The sequence below is a fragment of the Shewanella olleyana genome, assembly GCF_023283825.1.
In the GTDB taxonomy this organism is placed as follows: Bacteria; Pseudomonadota; Gammaproteobacteria; order Enterobacterales; family Shewanellaceae; genus Shewanella; species Shewanella olleyana.
Window position 1 is genome coordinate 24,655 of the sequence record NZ_JAKILD010000010.1, and the last position, 16,809, is coordinate 41,463.

The window sequence follows — 16,809 nt, forward strand, 5'->3', positions numbered from 1 at the left end:
ACTTTTGACCCATTTTTTGTTAATAAAAATGCACTTTATTTGTAAATCAAAATAAGTGACCGACCTCTCAAAACATTATTTAAATTCAATTACAGATGAATAAACTGCCAAAACGTGAATATTGAAGAATTATTATCTAGATGGTTAATAACATTTTTAATACTTACCTAAACACAAAAGTGTGAGGTGTATCACATAAATATATTGAACCATGATTCTACTAAATCAAATATCTTCAGTTTTGGTACAGTTTTGTAGTTTTCGAAATTCAAAACGCTGAAACATGCAGCAGGACTGGCACTGCTCAGGTTTAGTAAATAAGCTGATTAATTGAACAAGTTTATTATCGACAATGAACAGTAATTATTTTGAGTTAGTTGTATTATTTACCAGACTCTACGAATGAACATTAGCCAACAAATGTTCACATCCCATGAACAAATACACGCGCAGATACAAAATGCTAACATCGGATTTTTTTAAGATATTTCTTAATAAAGATTAATCAAACTTAAATGTTAATATTCTGGTTATTGCTAGTTTGCATAGTTATTCATTTTATTTAGGCAATAAAAAAGGAAAGACTATGCTTTCCTTTGTGGTTTAGTTAACAAGTTATTCTGCAGGCTTGATGATATTAAAGTGTTGATAAGCTCTATCGGTTGCAATACGCCCTCTTGGCGTGCGCTGTATAAACCCTTGCTGAATTAAAAAAGGCTCTAACACATCCTCAATCGTTTCTCTGTCTTCACCTATGGCAGCAGCTAAGTTGTCTAGCCCTACTGGCCCACCCATAAACTTATCAATTATCGCAAGTAACAATTTTCTATCGAGGTAATCAAACCCTTCTAGATCAACATCGAGGAGGTCTAAGGCTTTTTGTGCAACGTCTTCTGTCACAAAGCCATCGTGTTTAACTTCAGCATAATCTCTAACCCGTCTAAGAAGACGATTAGCTATTCTCGGTGTACCACGTGAACGCTTAGCTATTTCAAACGCACCTGCTTCATCAATAGGTAATTCCATCACTTTGGCTGAACGGGTTACAATCGTGCAGAGATCTTTAACGTTGTAGAACTCTAAACGCAGTGGAATACCGAATCTGGCTCTAAGTGGCGATGTTAGTGCTCCAGCACGGGTTGTAGCACCAATTAATGAAAATGGCGGTAAATCGAGTTTTATTGAGCGAGCAGCTGGGCCTTCACCAATCATAATATCTAATTGATAATCTTCCATCGCTGGATAAAGAATTTCTTCCACTACTGGGCTTAAGCGGTGGATCTCATCAATAAACAACACATCACCATGCTCAAGATTGGTCAGTAATGCGGCCAAGTCCCCTGCTTTTTCAAGCACGGGACCAGAAGTCGATTTGATATTAACGCCCATTTCATTAGCTACAATCATGGCTAACGTGGTTTTACCTAGTCCTGGAGGGCCAAAAATAAGCATATGATCCAGTGCTTCTTCACGCTTAAGCGCAGCTTCAATAAACACTTTCAATTGAGCACGAGTATCATCTTGCCCAGTATAATCCTCCAACATTTTAGGGCGCATGGCTCTATCAATATGAACTTCTTGTTCAAATTCTTGTGGTTGGATTAAACGATCAGCTTCTATCATTATCGCCTCTTTATAACATCGACTTTAATGAGGCTTTAATGAGCACCTCACTGGTCATTCCATCACTATATGCACTTAATACTGCTTTACTTGCTTGTGCTGGTTTGTAACCTAGCGCAATTAATGCAGCAATAGCATCTTCTTCAGCATTATTTTCAACCACTGCAGGTTTGTAATTACTTTGCAGCGCAAACTCACGCTCAGAACCCACTGAAGCTTCTAATAAACTCTTAAGTTTGTCACGCATCTCTACGACTAATCTTTCAGCAGTTTTTTTGCCCACACCAGGTAACTTAACCAAGGTAACAATATCGTCGCGCTCAACACAATTAACAAACTCTGAAGCCGTCATGCCTGACAAAATCGTTAGCGCAAGCTTAGGGCCGACACCGTTGGTTTTAATCAGTAATCTAAACAGTGCTCTTTCTTGCTTAGTGATAAAACCATAAAGAAGTTGCGCATCTTCACGCACGACAAAATGAGTGTAAAGCATGGCTGATTGATTAAGTTCAGGTAACTCGTAGAAACTCGTCATTGGAACTTGTAACTCGTAACCGACACCATTTACATCTAGTACTATTTCTGGTGCTTGTTTTTCAACAACAAGACCACTTAATCTTCCAATCATTTATAACGTCCATAGGTTCGGCTTTGGGCTTTACCGCCCATAGCAATTAAACTTTGAAAAGTATGGTGATGGCACACAGCAACACCTAATGCATCTGCGGCATCTGCTTGCGGGGCAGCTGGCAGTTTAAAAATTTGCTGGATCATGTGCTGAACTTGCTCTTTTTGAGCTCGGCCAGTTCCCACTACCGCACTTTTGATTTGAGTCGCACTGTACTCAGCAACTGGTAAGCCAGCATTCATCGCAGCAACAATGGCAACTCCACGAGCTTGGCCTAATTTAAGTGCAGAATCGGCATTTTTTGCCATAAAAACTCGCTCGATGGCAAATTGATCTGGCTGATATTGTTTAATGATTTCAGTCACGCCATCAAAAACTTGTTTTAATCTGGTGGGTAAATCATCAGCTGAAGTACGAATACAACCACTGCCAAGATAGCGCTGCTGCCTGCCTTGGCATTGAATAACGCCATAACCGGTTATTCGTGAACCCGGATCTATGCCCAATATGATACTCATGGTTTAACCCTTACCAATACCATCTTATCCAAGGGTTTCCATCACTTCATCAGAGATTTCAGCGTTATGATAAACCTCTTGAACATCATCATGATCTTCGAGATTATCAATTAAACGCATAAATTTAGCCGCTGTATCTGCATCTAAATCAGCTTTCGTACCTGCAATCATGGTAACTTCAGCATTTATTGCTTCAAACCCTGCTGCATCTAGCGCATCTTTTACACTACCAAATGCATCAGGCGTGGTCATAACATCAAATGCGCCATTGTCATGGGTAATAACATCTTCTGCACCTGCTTCAAGCGCAGCATCCATTAACTCATCTTCATCAATGTTTGCATCATAAGAAATCACACCAGATTTGGTAAACATATAAGCAACTGAGCCGTCAGTACCTAAGTTACCACCAGATTTACTAAAGGCATTACGAACACCTGAAACTGTCCGGTTTTTATTATCAGTCATGGTTTCAACCATAACTGCAGTACCACCAGGGCCATAACCTTCATAAATAATGGTATCTAGCTGTTGACCGTCGAGCTCTCCTGCACCACGTTTAACAGCACGTTCAACGGTATCGCGTGTCATATTGTTCGATAACGCTTTGTCAATTGCAGCACGTAAACGCGGATTTGCATCAGGATCTGATCCACCTTCACGGGCAGAAACCGTCAGCTCACGAATAAACTTACTGAATAACTTGCCTCGTTTTGCATCTTGAGCAGCTTTACGATGTTTAATGTTGTCCCATTTACTGTGACCAGCCATGGCAACTCCTTGAATATGTGTTTCATTGATATTTCTAGGCTACATAAAAACAGACCGAGGCAAAAGCCTCGGTTTGTGGGTTAACGCTTGTTATACAAACCATCTAGGTTTGTTGAATGGCTAGTTAACATTACTCGTCAGCAGCAGGCTTTTCTTGTGGGATAACGCTAATCCCTAAATCAACTAATTGCTGAGGGTTAGCAAACCCTGGCGCATTCGTTAGTGGACACGCTGCCGTCGTTGTTTTCGGGAACGCCATTACATCACGAATTGAGCTAGCACCTGTCATCAACATAATAATACGGTCTAAACCAAATGCTAAACCAGCATGTGGAGGCGTACCATAGCGTAATGCTTCAAGTAGGAAACCAAACTTCTCGTTAGCTTCTTTTTCATCAATACCTAAGATGCCAAATACTGCACTTTGCATTTCAGCATTATGAATACGAACCGAACCACCGCCTAATTCACAGCCGTTAAGCACCATGTCATAAGCATCAGAAATAGCAGCACCTGGATTAGCTGCAAGCTCCTCAGCCGTCACGCCTCGAGGAGCAGTAAACGGATGATGAACGGCGTGGTAACCACCGTTAATTTTCTCGAACATAGGGAAGTCAACAACCCACATTGGGCGCCACTCGCCTTCAAGTAGTTCGAAATCTTCACCCGCTTTTAAGCGTAATGCACCCATTGCTTCAGCCACAACGTTTGCTTTATCAGCGCCAAACAGAATGATGTCGCCAGTTTCTGCATTCGTACGGGCGATAATTTGATTAACGATGTCTTCGTTTAAGAATTTAAGTACTGGTGATTGAATACCTTCAATACCTGCAGATAAATCATTAATCTTCATCCATGCTAAACCTTTAGCACCGTATATGCCTGCGTACTTGGTGTAGTTATCGATTTGCTTACGAGATAAAGAAGCACCAGTTGGAATACGAAGCGCTGCAACGCGGCCCTCTTCATCGTTTGCAGGACCACTAAATACTGCGAACTCAACGTCTTTGACTAAATCAGCAACATCAACTAGTTCAAGTGGGTTACGTAAATCAGGCTTATCTGAACCATAACGAGTCATTGCTTCTGCGTATGACATACGTGGGAACTCACCCAAATCAACATTCATTAAATCACTGAATAAACCGCGAACCATTGTCTCAGTTTTTTCCATGACTTGCTCAGCTGACATGAAAGAAGTTTCAATATCAATTTGAGTAAATTCAGGCTGACGATCGGCACGTAAATCTTCATCACGGAAACATTTAACGATTTGGTAGTAACGGTCAAAACCAGACATCATCAGCAGTTGTTTAAATAACTGCGGAGACTGAGGTAATGCAAAGAACTGGCCTTTGTAAGTACGGCTTGGTACTAGGTAATCACGGGCACCTTCTGGTGTCGCTTTAGTCAAAATAGGCGTTTCAATATCTAAGAAGCCACTATCATCTAAGAATCGACGTACTGCACTGGTGACTTTAGAGCGGAAAACTAAACGATCTGCCATTTCTGGGCGGCGTAGGTCAAGGTAGCGATATTTTAAACGCTGCTCTTCACTGTTGTTTTGATGGTTATCCATACTTAATGGAAGCGGCGCAGAAGTATTGATAATCGTTAGGTCTTGGCCTAATACTTCAATTTCACCGGTTTTCATTTGTGCATTAATTTGACTGTCAGGTCTTGCACGTACTAAACCTTTAACTTGCACGCAGAACTCACCGCGTAAGCTGCTCGCTACTTTGAAAACGTCTTCCAAGTCTGGATCGTAAACAACTTGAACAATCCCTTCTCTGTCACGAAGATCTAAAAATATAACACCACCTAAATCGCGGCTACGGTTTACCCAACCGACTAAGGTGACTTCTTGACCAAGATGAGACTTATTAACGTCTCCACAATAATGACTGCGCATTTAACTCTACCCTTTGTTCGGAAATAGGTGTCTAAAAAATAATTTATTTTGGCATTATATAAAATAATGCTGGCAACTATAGCACTTATAATACGTCAAAAACGTGATTATTAAACGTGTACTACTTATTTGCACGGAAGTATCAATTAGTTTACTGCAATTGAACAGGCTTTAGGGAAAGTTCCCTTTGTAACCGAGTAAAAAAACAGCAAATAATAGGATTTATCTTATTAATTTCTTTTTAACGGTGGTGCTTTATTAAAAGCTGTGTCGATCGCCACCTTGTTTTTTCACTTTATACATTTTTTTATCGGCACTTTGCAGTAAGGCAATCGCATCATCGCCATCATCTGGGTATACAGCTATGCCGATACTCGCAGCGGTGACTAGCTTAATTCCTTCAACATTGATTGGCTCAGATAATACCTTAATAATATTGTCAGCAACTTTAGCAGCACACTCTGCGCTTTCAATTTTATTGAGTAAAATCACAAATTCATCACCGCCAAAACGTGACACTGTGTCTGACTTACGCACCACTGACTTTAATGCCGATGCAATGTTAATCAAAAGCGCATCACCGATATGGTGACCATGTTGATCATTTACACTCTTAAATTTATCTAAATCGATAAACAATAAAGCAAACTTAACGTGCTCTCGTTCATGTGCGCTAATGGCAACCGCTAACCTGTCATCAAGTAAGCCTCGATTGGGAAGCTTAGTAACAGGGTCATGTTCAGCAACGAACTTAATTTTTTTCTCAGCAGTTTTTCTTAAAGCAATCTCTAATTTAAGGCGTTTATTACCCAAAAATACAATAAAGGTAATCACACTAATAATCAGTAAGCCAAATAATACAATTTTGAACCATTTTTGGTATTTGTCAGCTTCTGAACGTAAATCCACAGCTACCCACTTTTGGTACATTTGCTGCTGTTTAGTTTCATCAATGGTTTCTATTGCCCTATTAAGTAGAGGAACGATTTGTTTTAATTTCGGGTAGACACCAATGTGACTTTTCTGCTCGGTTAAATCTGCAACTAGTGCCATTTTTAAATCAGGGAATTCACCTTCATTAAGCACATATGCCAGCGTGACCACTTGTTCGATAAATAAATCTACACTGCCAGAAGATACTGCTTCTAAGCCAGCTTGAGTGTTATCAACCAACACTATATTTAAACCAGGAAATTGCTGACGCAGTAAATTAATGAGGTTATAACCTTTAACGACCGCAATCCGTTTGCCATTGTATTGGCTTAGATTAAATAGCGGCTGCTGAGTTAACGTTGTAGCAATCGCCCAAGGAGATGGCCAATAGCCTTCTGTAAATTCAAGCGCGGGTTCACGATTGATATTCTTAGCCATACTGCCGACTAAATGAATGCTGCCATTCTGTAGATCTTTATTAAGTTTATCCCAGTTTTGATAAGCTATAGGAATGATATCTATATCAAGTTGTGCAGTAATTATCTTTATCACTTCTTTATTAATACCAGAGAACTCACCCAGCTCATTTTGATACTCCATAGGAGCCCACTGGGTTAAATATCCAAGTTTAATGGCACCTAAAGAATCTAAATATTTCTTTTCTTTGTTACTGATATATATTTGTTTATCTACGGTAGAAAATGTTCTATCAGCTTTATTTAATAGCCATTTTTGCTCAAGCTTAGCCATTTCGAAATCGCTAATAAGCTTAAAACCATTAGCGATACGCTCTGCAAGCTCAGCATCTTCTACCTTAGTTAAATTATATATTTGAGTATTAAAGTCGACCTTATTGAACTGATAAAACTCAGACCAGGATTTTTGGTGCAGTAAGTAATGAGACGTATAGGCACTTGAAGCAACAAACCCGGCAATGTCACCATCGCGACTTGCCTTAATTAATTGTTCCATAGAGTCGTAATAACGAATTTGCGCTTTAGGCAGTAATTTCCTGAGTTCTATAATGTAAGGTGATGTGGCAAATAAACCGATGCGTTTACCATCTATTTCACTTATTTCCTTGATTTCTTTGTTGTAGCTAAAAAATCGACTTTTAACAGAATAAAAGTGATTGGCGCGATTGAGCCCTGTATTAATTTCTTCGCTTTCTGGGTAGCCAATATGAACATCTGCATGACCATCTTTAATTAATTTAATACTGCCATTCATATCGCTGGGTATGAAATCAATTGCGATACCCGTTTTTTCTGACCAAAGACGCCATAAATCTACGTAAAGCCCATGGGGTAAGCCATCTAAACCAATATCAACAAAGGGCTCAACATTCATTTGCATGGCAATCAATAAGCCGTTAGATTCACGGCGATAGCCAAACCATCGTTTTTCAACTTCATCAATATGACTATCAGGTATTTGACTAAACCCTTGATTAAATTCAGCTAACCAAGTGTGATTGTGATTTGCAACGGCGGGAGCTAACTCAATTTCTTTAATTAGAATGCGCGAAGATATATGAAAATTGTTGGCTAGTTCTAGGTTAATTGGCACCCCTTGGTTATAACCTTGAATCGCAGCAAAGGCGTATAACTCACCAGCCACCACAGCATCGTATAATGCTTGTTTGGTTTTAAAGCTTTTAAACGTTAGATTGGGTTCAATAGCAAGTAGATCATCTTTATGTGACGTGCCTTCTATAATGCCAATTTTAAAAGGACGAATATCCTCAATGTTTTTTTTATTTGCGATATCTTTATGAAGGTAAAGGTATGAGTTAAGAGAAGAGACTTGCTCGCCGTATGAAAATAGCTGTTGTCTTTCTTCTGTGATTGCCATTCCTATATGAGCATCAACATCTCCATCTGCTAATGCCTGTAGAGATTGCTTCCACTGCATGGGTTTAAATACAAGTTTGACTCCAGTGGCAGAAGACCATTCACGCCATAAATCGACCATGACACCTGCAGGGTTGCCTTTATCATCAACAAATTGATAAGGGTAAGCATCCTCACTCATCGAAATTGAGAGTGTATTTGGTATGGGTAGCGGTGCCGTTTCCGTAGCTTGCTCGTTCGCTATTGTTGGCGACATCACTAAAGTAAACAGTAAAAAAGTAAAAATAGTGCTAATTAACTTCAAGCGCGTTCCTTTGTGCTAAGTTTTTGAGCTAGTTTCTTTTGGCTAGCTTTTTGAGCTAATCGTCATTTGAAATAATCGTCATATTGTTAGTCATTATTTGTTTTAATTATTCTAAACGACTTCCCTTTTATGGTTGTCATATTGTTAACCAACCACAGGATCATTTGTAAATGATTTTAATTATTTGTTCATCATACCGATTTATATCGGCCATTTGACCTATTAGAATAAATTTTTACCCTAAATTAAGTAAATAAACAAAATAAAACAAAAAATACCAATAGGATACTTGCTGCTATTTGCTAGGATTGGCTAAAATGAAGCTATGATTTTCTCAAGTTACCCCAGATGAACTCTCAACAAGATACAATTTACGCCGCAGCAACAGACAAAATATCCGATTTTCAATTTGATAATCGTGTTGCAGGTGTCTTTAACGACATGATTAGACGGTCTGTGCCTGGTTACACCCAAATCATTAGCACCATTGGTGATTTTGCAGACCGTTATGTTACGCCTAAATCTAATATTTATGATTTAGGCAGTTCTCTTGGTTCTGCAACGTTAAGTATCCGTCGTCAAATAGAGCAACGTCAATGCAGAATTATTGCGGTCGACAATAGCGAATCTATGGTAGCTCGTTGCCAAGAAAACCTATCTGCTTATGTCAGTGATACTGATGTTGAATTAATTTGTGGTGACATTAGAGATATAGAAATTACTAATGCATCAATGGTTGTATTGAACTTTACCCTTCAATTTTTACCGGTTCACGACAGAGATGAGTTAATCGCCAAAATTTATCAAGGTCTACTTCCTGGTGGAATTCTAGTGATTTCTGAGAAGTTAAGATTTGAAGATAACGTGATACAAACCTTGCTCGATGAACAACATTTAGATTTCAAACGCGCAAATGGATATAGCGAATTAGAAATTAGCCAGAAACGCAGTGCGCTTGAAAATGTAATGCGCCCAGACAGTTTATCCATGCACCAACAACGCTTCACTGATAATGGTTTTAGTCATTCAACAGTGTGGTTTCAATGTTTTAATTTCGCATCAATGGTGGCTATCAAGTGATCAGTTTCAGTTCCTTTTACCAACAAATTGCCGATTCAAGTCTTCAACATTGGCTCGAAGAGCTTCCAGCAATTCTTGGAAAATGGCAAAGAGAGCACAAACATGGCAATTTGCCAAAATGGGAAAAAGTACTAAACAAACTCAATTACCCAGCTCATACCCATATTGACTTATATAACGGTGTAAAAATTGGTGATGGCAGTCAACTTACAGCCGGTCAAACCGAAAAACTACAAAACCTATTAGGCTTGTTTCAGCCTTGGCGTAAAGGTCCTTTTTATATACATGGTATTGAAATTGACACTGAGTGGCGCAGTGACTGGAAATGGGATCGCGTTAAAGAGCACATTTCACCATTAGATAACCGCACTGTGTTAGATGTGGGCTGTGGTAGTGGTTACCATATGTGGCGCATGCTAGGCGCTGGTGCTAAACGTGTTGTGGGAATAGATCCTTCACCGCTCTTTTTATGTCAGTTTGAAGCCGTTAAGCGTTTAGCAGGCAATGAACACCCTGTACATTTATTACCTTTAGGCATTGAAGAGCTTCCTCCGTTAGATGCCTTTGATACCGTTTTCTCAATGGGTGTCTTATACCATCGCCGCTCGCCAATCGATCATATATTACAATTACGTGACCAACTACGCATGGGTGGTGAACTAGTACTGGAAACATTAGTCATTGATGGTGATGAAAATGCAGTGCTTGTGCCTGAAGATCGTTACGGAAAAATGAACAACGTTTGGTTTCTGCCTTCCGTTGATGCTCTTATGTTATGGTTAAAGAAGTGTGACTTCACTGATATACGCTGTGTAGATGTCGATATCACTTCAATGGCTGAACAACGCTCAACACAATGGATGAAGAACGAGTCATTAGTTGATTATCTTGACCCAAATGATGTTAGTTTAACAGTTGAAGGATACCCTGCGCCAAAACGGGCAACGATTATAGCTATTAAAAATCAACCTAATCACGACCTAGTTTGATGCTATAACTTATATAACTAGTTAAATTATAATTTTAAAGATTCGCTTAGATTACAAAAACAGGAATTGTCATGTTAAAGCAGGTAATAATATTATCCGTCACCGCCGCATTAATATCAGGCTGTGCATCAAGTGAGAAAATCACCCCAGTCGGCAGTGAAGAGTTAAGCGCAAATCTCGCCAGTTCTCAAAGTGCCATTATCGAAGCGATTAATGCACAATGTATAAGTTCTGCAAGTGAGATTCAAAGTTTAAGTACTGAAGTCAACGAGCTCAAATTACACATAACAGACGTCTTAGCTAAACAATCTAAAAAAATGAATGATGATGCGGTGGCACTTGCACAACTTAGCGAGCCACCTCAATGTCCTGAGTCTGTGGTTTCAGACAAGATAGTACTTGGTGAAGTTGAACACGTATTTGTGGATGAATTAAAAGCCTCTTTTGAAACCCGTATTGATACTGGTGCGGAATCATCTTCATTAGATGCCAGAAACATTGTGTTATTTGAACGTAATGGCGTTCAGTGGGTGCGTTTTGATGTGATGACAAATGGTGCAGATCAACCTGGCAATACTTTCGAACACAAAGTGGAGCGTTTCGTACGTATTAAGCAGGACTCTGATTTGCCTGACGATCGCCGCCCTGTTATTCATGCACACTTAAAAATAGGTCAATATGCTGCAGAAACTGACTTAAACTTAACCGACCGTAGTCATCTTGAGTTCCCATTATTGCTTGGTCGTAAATTTATGAAAGATATTGCTGTGGTTGATGTTGGCCAAATTTACATTCATGGCAAACAACCTCAAACAGAATCTACTAAAGAATCTACTAAAGAATCTACTAAAGAATCTACTAAAGAATCTACTAACGAAGCTAAATAGGAATTCAAATGCATTCTCGTAAGCCATTTTTTATCTTTGTTGCCCTACTTTTCATTTCAGGGATCACTACGAGCATCTATCGTAGTGTTGAACATAACGTACCTTTCTTCCCTGGCGAGCAAGTTCAAAGCTGGTCAGTTGAAGCAAAAGTCATGTTTAATGGTACCAACAAACCCGCTGAAGCTTCACTTTCATTACCTCAAGATCCTGCGTTTGATGTTTTAGCAGAAAACGCGACATCTGCAGGTTACGGATTAAATATTTCTGAAGGTGATGATCGCCGCGCAGTATGGTCAATTCGTGAAGCATCAGGTCGTCAATCTTTATATTATCGCGTCACGCTAGTACCTACTGGTCAATTACAAGTTGATGCTGAAGAAGAGCCAACTACGCCAGAACCTTACTTATGGCAGGTCACTGAGCGCGGCGCCGCTGAGCAAATCATTAATCAAGTATGGGAAAGAAGTGCGAGCAATATTTCTTATGCTCAGCAGTTAATGGCTGTGATTAACGATAGCAATCAATCGCAAAATCTTGCTTTGCTTCTATCTGTAAATTCTCGTACTCAACTATTTTTGCAAATGCTGCAATCAAAAGGCGTACCCGCTAAACAAGTTAGTGGTTTGATGCTTGAAGATCAGCGTCGTCGTCAGCAGTTGAATCCTTACGTGCAAGTTTATCAGGATGGTGAGTGGATTTTATTTGATGTTGAAAACAACAAACAAGGTCGCCCAGAAAACTTAGTCTTATGGCAGCACAACGGCATGTCAGTGCTTGATGTTATTGGCGGCAATAATTCACAAGTTAATTTCTCAATGCTTAAAGAAACACGTTCAGCATTAGCCACATCGATTGATATGATGATGAACACTAACTCATTAGACTTCTCTTTGTATCAATTACCACTAGAAGAGCAAAGCACCTTTAAAGGGATTTTATTGATTCCAATAGGTGTATTAGTTGTGGTGTTTTTAAGGGTTATTATTGGTATTAAAACATCTGGTACCTTTATGCCAGTATTAATCGCCCTCGCCTTTATTCAAACCACTTTGTTAACAGGTTTAATCGGCTTCTTACTGATTGTCGCATTTGGTTTGATGATACGTTCGTACTTATCTCAGTTAAATCTCTTGCTCATATCCCGAATATCCGCGGTGATTATCGTAGTGATATTCATTATTGGTTTATTCACCCTTATTTCCTACAATCTAGGGTTAAGTGAAGGGCTCACAATTACTTTCTTCCCAATGATCATCCTTGCATGGACAATTGAGCGTATGTCTATTTTGTGGGAAGAAGAAGGTCCAAAATCAGTAATTATGTCTGGCGGTGGTAGCTTATTTGTCGCAACGTTAGCTTATCTTGCAATGAGTAATACTTGGATCCAGTATTGGGTATTTAACTTCCTAGGTATTCATTTAGTTATCTTAGCTATGGTATTGGTAATGGGTCAGTATACTGGTTACCGCTTAACTGAACTTAAACGCTTTAAGCCATTGGCTGAGGAAAAGTAATGAAAAATTACGCTTGGCCTTGGGAATTACGTCGTAACGGCGTGTTGAATATGAATAAGCGCAATATCGATTACATTGGCAAATATAACCAACGCAAATTTTACAAACGCGTTGATGATAAGCTCATTACTAAACAATTAGCGTTAGCCAATGATATTGCAGTTCCTGACTTAATTGGTGTTGTTGAAGAACAGCACAAAATTAATGAAATACCGCAAATGGTATTAGGCAGAACTGGTTTTGTGATTAAGCCAGCTAAAGGTTCTGGCGGTAAAGGAATTCTCGTAATAACCCATGTTGAAAATGGCCGTTATTACAAGCCAAATGGTGATGAAGTAACGCCAAATGAAGTTTATCGTCATGTATCGAATATCCTGAGTGGGCTTTTCTCACTCGGTGGTATTCCTGATGTGGGACTGGTTGAAGGCTTAATTCAATTTGACCCTGTATTTGATGGTTTCAGTTATGAGGGTGTCCCTGATATTCGCTTGATCGTCTTTAAGGGTTATCCAGTAATGGGCATGCTTCGTTGCTCAACTGCGGCATCGGATGGTAAGGCAAACTTACACCAAGGTGCTGTTGGGGTTGGTTTAGATATTGCCACTGGTAAAAGCTTATACGCAGTGCAATTTGATAAACCTGTGCTCACTCACCCTGACACTAATTATGAACTGTCACAAATCCAAGTACCTAACTGGGATGTTTTATTACATACAGCATCTAGCGCATATGAAATGTGCGAACTGGGTTACTTGGGCACTGACATGGTGTTAGATAAAGTCCGCGGTCCATTACTGTTAGAACTAAATGCAAGACCTGGTTTGGCTATTCAAACGGCCAATGGTAAAGGGATTTTAGGAAGACTTAAACATGTAGAAAGCCTCAAAGGGCCGACGTTATCAGTGGAAGATCGTGTCGCTTATGCAAAGAAGCATTTTTGTAGTAATCCTAACTTTTAGTCTATTGGCAACTGCTTCGGCAGTTGCTAACCCTCTAAATTTATTTATTCAGCAATGCCTGCGCTACCAGCCTTCGCTCGCCGAATTAGATTTAACACAGCCTGTTGCAAAGCAGGCTGTTCAATTTGAGCAGCTCACTCTTGGCTTTAATAACATCAATGACCGTCTTAATTATTATCGTGACTTAGCATCAAATAGTCAGCGCGAAAGTATTTTAATGTGTCAGTTACATTTAGCGGATGAACTACAAGTTATTCTTAACGACCCTAAACTCGAACAACTCATTAATCATTTATCAAGCGCCAGGAGGCCCTATTCGTCTTTAGCGACAAAGCTTGTATCAATAAAACAACGTCAACTCGACATTAATACCAAAGCTAAACTTCACAATGCTCAAGCCACTATCAGAAGAAACCTAAGTAACAAACAGCTTAAGATAGTGTTTAACGATGAAGAATGTGCTTTAGAAACTGCAGTAAGCCCTAGCTTTAGTACTAAATCTAGCAAGACCGAACCTTCACCTTTAAGCCAAAAAGCCATTGAAGTCACGTTGGCCAAATATCTCATTTTACAGCCAAAAGAATCGTGTCGAAAAAGCGCTTGGTTAGCCTATCAATCAAGAGCAAAAAATCTTAATAGCACGTCTTTAAATATCGTCAAAAAAATCAAACAAGTAAGTGCTCTAGATGCGTTAGATACTCAGCTATTAGATATTGAGTCGTTAGATGACTATTTGCAGCAACAAACTATCAATATTAATGTTGCGCCTTGGAATATCGGCCAAAAGCTTAAATCCTTACCCCATGAGAAATATACTGGTACAACTTCAGCGTTAAGTTTACTTGATAAACTTTTTAAGCAACTGCAATTGCTGGGAATTAGGATTGAGCCTATACACCTCAATGAACAACATGTGTTATCTAAGCAGAATGTAACAACACAAACGAAAACTGAAACAGAAACGGCAAAAAATGCTGAAAACCCTGAAAATGAAATAAGCACAATAGGTAATCGTAATTATCGAGTGTGGCATCATCAGCGTTTATTAGGTGAGCTCTATCTGACGTCTGCTAATAGAACAAATTCACACATCATTCGTTATCCTGTGATCGGACACCAATATGGTCAAGCAAGCATCAGTTACTCAGAAACAATTTCTAACAGACGACACGCTGATAAGATTATAAAAGTGACAGCTGAAGCTGTAGCTGGGTTAGCTAGAGGGAATAAATTTTATCTCAACAATAAACAAGGTGTATCGGCAGATAATCATCAAATTGGGATGCTTTGGCTAGCGGAGTTTTTACGACAAGGCCACACACAAAAGCTATCTAAGCGAGAACAGGCCGCCAATGCTTATCGCCAACAGTTACGGATATTCCGTGCTAAAGTCATTTTAGATTTTTACCTAAATGATTCTAACAATCATCAGAAGCTCGCATTAGCATTTGAAAATAGTTTTAATCAACAATGGCAAAATGCTGCTGATTTTGCTTTTAGCTTTAATGGCATTGCAAATGAAGGCATAGATTATTATTTACCACTCTGGCATCAAAGCCTTGTTAGGATCATTTTTGAAGCAAGTAAACCGTCAGTAACAGAACGTCAAGTTTTTGATATTTTTGTAGTTAATGAAGAGAATTTAACCCTAACTGAGCAAATGACCATTATACTTACCGAACCCAATGATCCATTATCAATCATCAGGAGAGCCTTCAATGTTGGCCATTCGCAAATTTAAATCCTTATCGTGCCTCGTAGGATTATCGTTAATTATATCTTCAGCAAGTTATGCTGAAACGAGTCAGTCCTCTTCGTCAACGCCATTAACACATCAAGAAGTGCGAAGTGCGATTCAGCTAAACCTTGAACAGAATATGTATTCTCTGCCACCACGGATACAAGGTCATTATGGGTTAAGAATGTACCGAATGACTGGCGATGAAAAATACACTAATGCTGCACTTATCGATTTAATTACCATTACCGAACGACAAAATTACTTTGCTTGTAATATTGATAAACCTAAATTTATTGAGCAACAAGCGGATAATGCGATCAGTGTTTTAGGAAAAGGTCCTCGTGCTAAAGCGCGTAAAAAAGCCTTACAACCCTTCCCAGAGTTTATATTCTACAGTGATATTTTATTACGTTACTCAAGCCGTATTGACGAATTAGGCTTTATGGGGCCTTGTCATGAGCAAATGGTTAAAGCACTAAAAGCTTATGATCTTAAACCAGCCCTTACCGATCCAAAAATGATTAAATCTTGGGCTGCACAATTAATTAACTACGCATATTGGGCAGAACAGCTTGATGTAGGTAGTTATGTTGAAGATTACAAAAAGGCCTTTATCGCAGCATACCCTGATGATAAAGATAGTGAACTAGATAAAAAACAATTCCAAAACAAACTATACGGCATGACCCACTTTATCTTTGCTGCAAGCGGTTATTACCAGAAAGAAGTGAGTGCCAAAGAGTTCAAATGGATCTTAGACTATTTTGATAACAACATTGATCGCATTCTCAAAGATGCCACAGACGATATTATTTCTGAAGTCGGGATTAGCTTTTATTTAACAGGCATGCGCGATCACCCAGTGATTAAAAAGACCCAAAATCATATTGCGGCATCGTTTAACCCTGAGTATCAGCTTATCCCATCTCCTCGAGGAAACCCTGACATGGTCATGGGTGAACATCGAAACGTGTTAGCCATGATGCTGTTAGATTGGCCTGAAACACTTCATCAAGGTCCTTACCTTGCTGAAACTAAGGCAACTAAAAAATACTTACCAGTGCAGGTAACGCCTAAAAAGCTAGAGAAAAAATAAC

13 protein-coding genes are annotated in these 16,809 nt (G+C 39.2%); 7 read left to right on the forward strand and 6 right to left on the reverse strand.

Annotated features, from left to right (window positions below):
• Window positions 1-615: 615 nt before the first annotated feature.
• The 6 genes from ruvB to L2735_RS08830 all read right to left on the reverse strand — a co-directional run bounded on the left by ruvB (window position 616) and on the right by L2735_RS08830 (window position 8,542).
• Window positions 616-1,623: a Holliday junction branch migration DNA helicase RuvB gene (ruvB, locus tag L2735_RS08805; RefSeq protein WP_248984344.1), complete on the reverse strand. Its 1,008-nt coding sequence runs from the start codon at window positions 1,621-1,623 to the stop codon at window positions 616-618.
• A gap of 10 nt (window positions 1,624-1,633) precedes the next feature.
• Window positions 1,634-2,251: a Holliday junction branch migration protein RuvA gene (ruvA, locus tag L2735_RS08810; protein WP_153914526.1), complete on the reverse strand. Its 618-nt coding sequence runs from the start codon at window positions 2,249-2,251 to the stop codon at window positions 1,634-1,636.
• Window positions 2,248-2,769, reverse strand: a complete 522-nt coding sequence (gene ruvC / locus L2735_RS08815) for a crossover junction endodeoxyribonuclease RuvC (RefSeq protein ID WP_248984345.1) — start codon at window positions 2,767-2,769, stop codon at window positions 2,248-2,250. Before ruvC ends, ruvA begins: the two co-directional genes overlap by 4 nt.
• A 24-nt stretch (window positions 2,770-2,793) precedes the next feature.
• Window positions 2,794-3,540 (reverse strand): YebC/PmpR family DNA-binding transcriptional regulator, encoded by a 747-nt coding sequence (locus tag L2735_RS08820; protein ID WP_248984346.1) that lies wholly within the window; start codon window positions 3,538-3,540, stop codon window positions 2,794-2,796.
• Between the two features lie 130 nt (window positions 3,541-3,670).
• Window positions 3,671-5,452 carry an aspartate--tRNA ligase gene (gene aspS, locus L2735_RS08825; protein ID WP_248984347.1) on the reverse strand — a complete coding sequence of 594 codons (1,782 nt, stop codon included), beginning with the start codon at window positions 5,450-5,452 and terminating at the stop codon, window positions 3,671-3,673.
• A 258-nt stretch (window positions 5,453-5,710) separates the two neighbouring features.
• Window positions 5,711-8,542 carry a diguanylate cyclase domain-containing protein gene (locus tag L2735_RS08830; protein WP_248984348.1) on the reverse strand — a complete coding sequence of 944 codons (2,832 nt, stop codon included), beginning with the start codon at window positions 8,540-8,542 and terminating at the stop codon, window positions 5,711-5,713.
• Between the two features lie 348 nt (window positions 8,543-8,890).
• Between L2735_RS08830 and cmoA the strand changes: the two genes are divergently transcribed.
• The 7 genes from cmoA (at window position 8,891) to L2735_RS08865 (ending at window position 16,808) form a co-directional block, all read left to right on the forward strand.
• Window positions 8,891-9,622: a carboxy-S-adenosyl-L-methionine synthase CmoA gene (gene cmoA, locus L2735_RS08835; RefSeq protein ID WP_248984349.1), complete on the forward strand. Its 732-nt coding sequence runs from the start codon at window positions 8,891-8,893 to the stop codon at window positions 9,620-9,622.
• The gene (cmoB, locus tag L2735_RS08840; protein ID WP_248984350.1) at window positions 9,619-10,611 is read left to right on the forward strand and encodes a tRNA 5-methoxyuridine(34)/uridine 5-oxyacetic acid(34) synthase CmoB; all 993 of its coding nucleotides are present in this window, start codon (window positions 9,619-9,621) and stop codon (window positions 10,609-10,611) included. Before cmoA ends, cmoB begins: the two co-directional genes overlap by 4 nt.
• Window positions 10,612-10,682: 71 nt before the next feature.
• Entirely contained in the window at window positions 10,683-11,498 is an 816-nt protein-coding gene (locus tag L2735_RS08845) for an ATP-dependent zinc protease family protein (RefSeq protein ID WP_248984351.1), read from the forward strand.
• Between the two features lie 8 nt (window positions 11,499-11,506).
• Window positions 11,507-13,012, forward strand: a complete 1,506-nt coding sequence (locus tag L2735_RS08850; RefSeq protein WP_248984352.1) for an inactive transglutaminase family protein — start codon at window positions 11,507-11,509, stop codon at window positions 13,010-13,012.
• Entirely contained in the window at window positions 13,012-13,971 is a 960-nt protein-coding gene (locus L2735_RS08855; protein ID WP_248984353.1) for an alpha-L-glutamate ligase-like protein, read from the forward strand. The genes L2735_RS08850 and L2735_RS08855 overlap by 1 nt, the downstream gene beginning before the upstream one ends.
• On the forward strand, window positions 13,934-15,712 hold the full coding sequence (locus L2735_RS08860; protein WP_248984354.1) for a hypothetical protein: 1,779 nt from the start codon (window positions 13,934-13,936) through the stop codon (window positions 15,710-15,712). Before L2735_RS08855 ends, L2735_RS08860 begins: the two co-directional genes overlap by 38 nt.
• The gene (locus L2735_RS08865; RefSeq protein WP_283104586.1) at window positions 15,690-16,808 is read left to right on the forward strand and encodes a DUF3541 domain-containing protein; all 1,119 of its coding nucleotides are present in this window, start codon (window positions 15,690-15,692) and stop codon (window positions 16,806-16,808) included. Before L2735_RS08860 ends, L2735_RS08865 begins: the two co-directional genes overlap by 23 nt.
• Window position 16,809: the final 1 nt, after the last annotated feature.

Excerpts from the sequence above, each read along its gene's own strand:
- L2735_RS08855 (WP_248984353.1), top strand. The coding sequence starts at position 13,012 with ATGAAAAATTACGCTTGGCCTTGGGAATTACGTCGTAACGGCGTGTTG.
- cmoA (WP_248984349.1), top strand. The coding sequence starts at position 8,891 with ATGAACTCTCAACAAGATACAATTTACGCCGCAGCAACAGACAAAATA.
- L2735_RS08845 (WP_248984351.1), top strand. The coding sequence starts at position 10,683 with ATGTTAAAGCAGGTAATAATATTATCCGTCACCGCCGCATTAATATCA.
- ruvA (WP_153914526.1), bottom strand. The coding sequence starts at position 2,251 with ATGATTGGAAGATTAAGTGGTCTTGTTGTTGAAAAACAAGCACCAGAA.
- L2735_RS08820 (WP_248984346.1), bottom strand. The coding sequence starts at position 3,540 with ATGGCTGGTCACAGTAAATGGGACAACATTAAACATCGTAAAGCTGCT.
- L2735_RS08860 (WP_248984354.1), top strand. The coding sequence starts at position 13,934 with ATGCAAAGAAGCATTTTTGTAGTAATCCTAACTTTTAGTCTATTGGCA.
- ruvC (WP_248984345.1), bottom strand. The coding sequence starts at position 2,769 with ATGAGTATCATATTGGGCATAGATCCGGGTTCACGAATAACCGGTTAT.
- L2735_RS08850 (WP_248984352.1), top strand. The coding sequence starts at position 11,507 with ATGCATTCTCGTAAGCCATTTTTTATCTTTGTTGCCCTACTTTTCATT.
- aspS (WP_248984347.1), bottom strand. The coding sequence starts at position 5,452 with ATGCGCAGTCATTATTGTGGAGACGTTAATAAGTCTCATCTTGGTCAA.
- ruvB (WP_248984344.1), bottom strand. The coding sequence starts at position 1,623 with ATGATAGAAGCTGATCGTTTAATCCAACCACAAGAATTTGAACAAGAA.
- L2735_RS08865 (WP_283104586.1), top strand. The coding sequence starts at position 15,690 with ATGTTGGCCATTCGCAAATTTAAATCCTTATCGTGCCTCGTAGGATTA.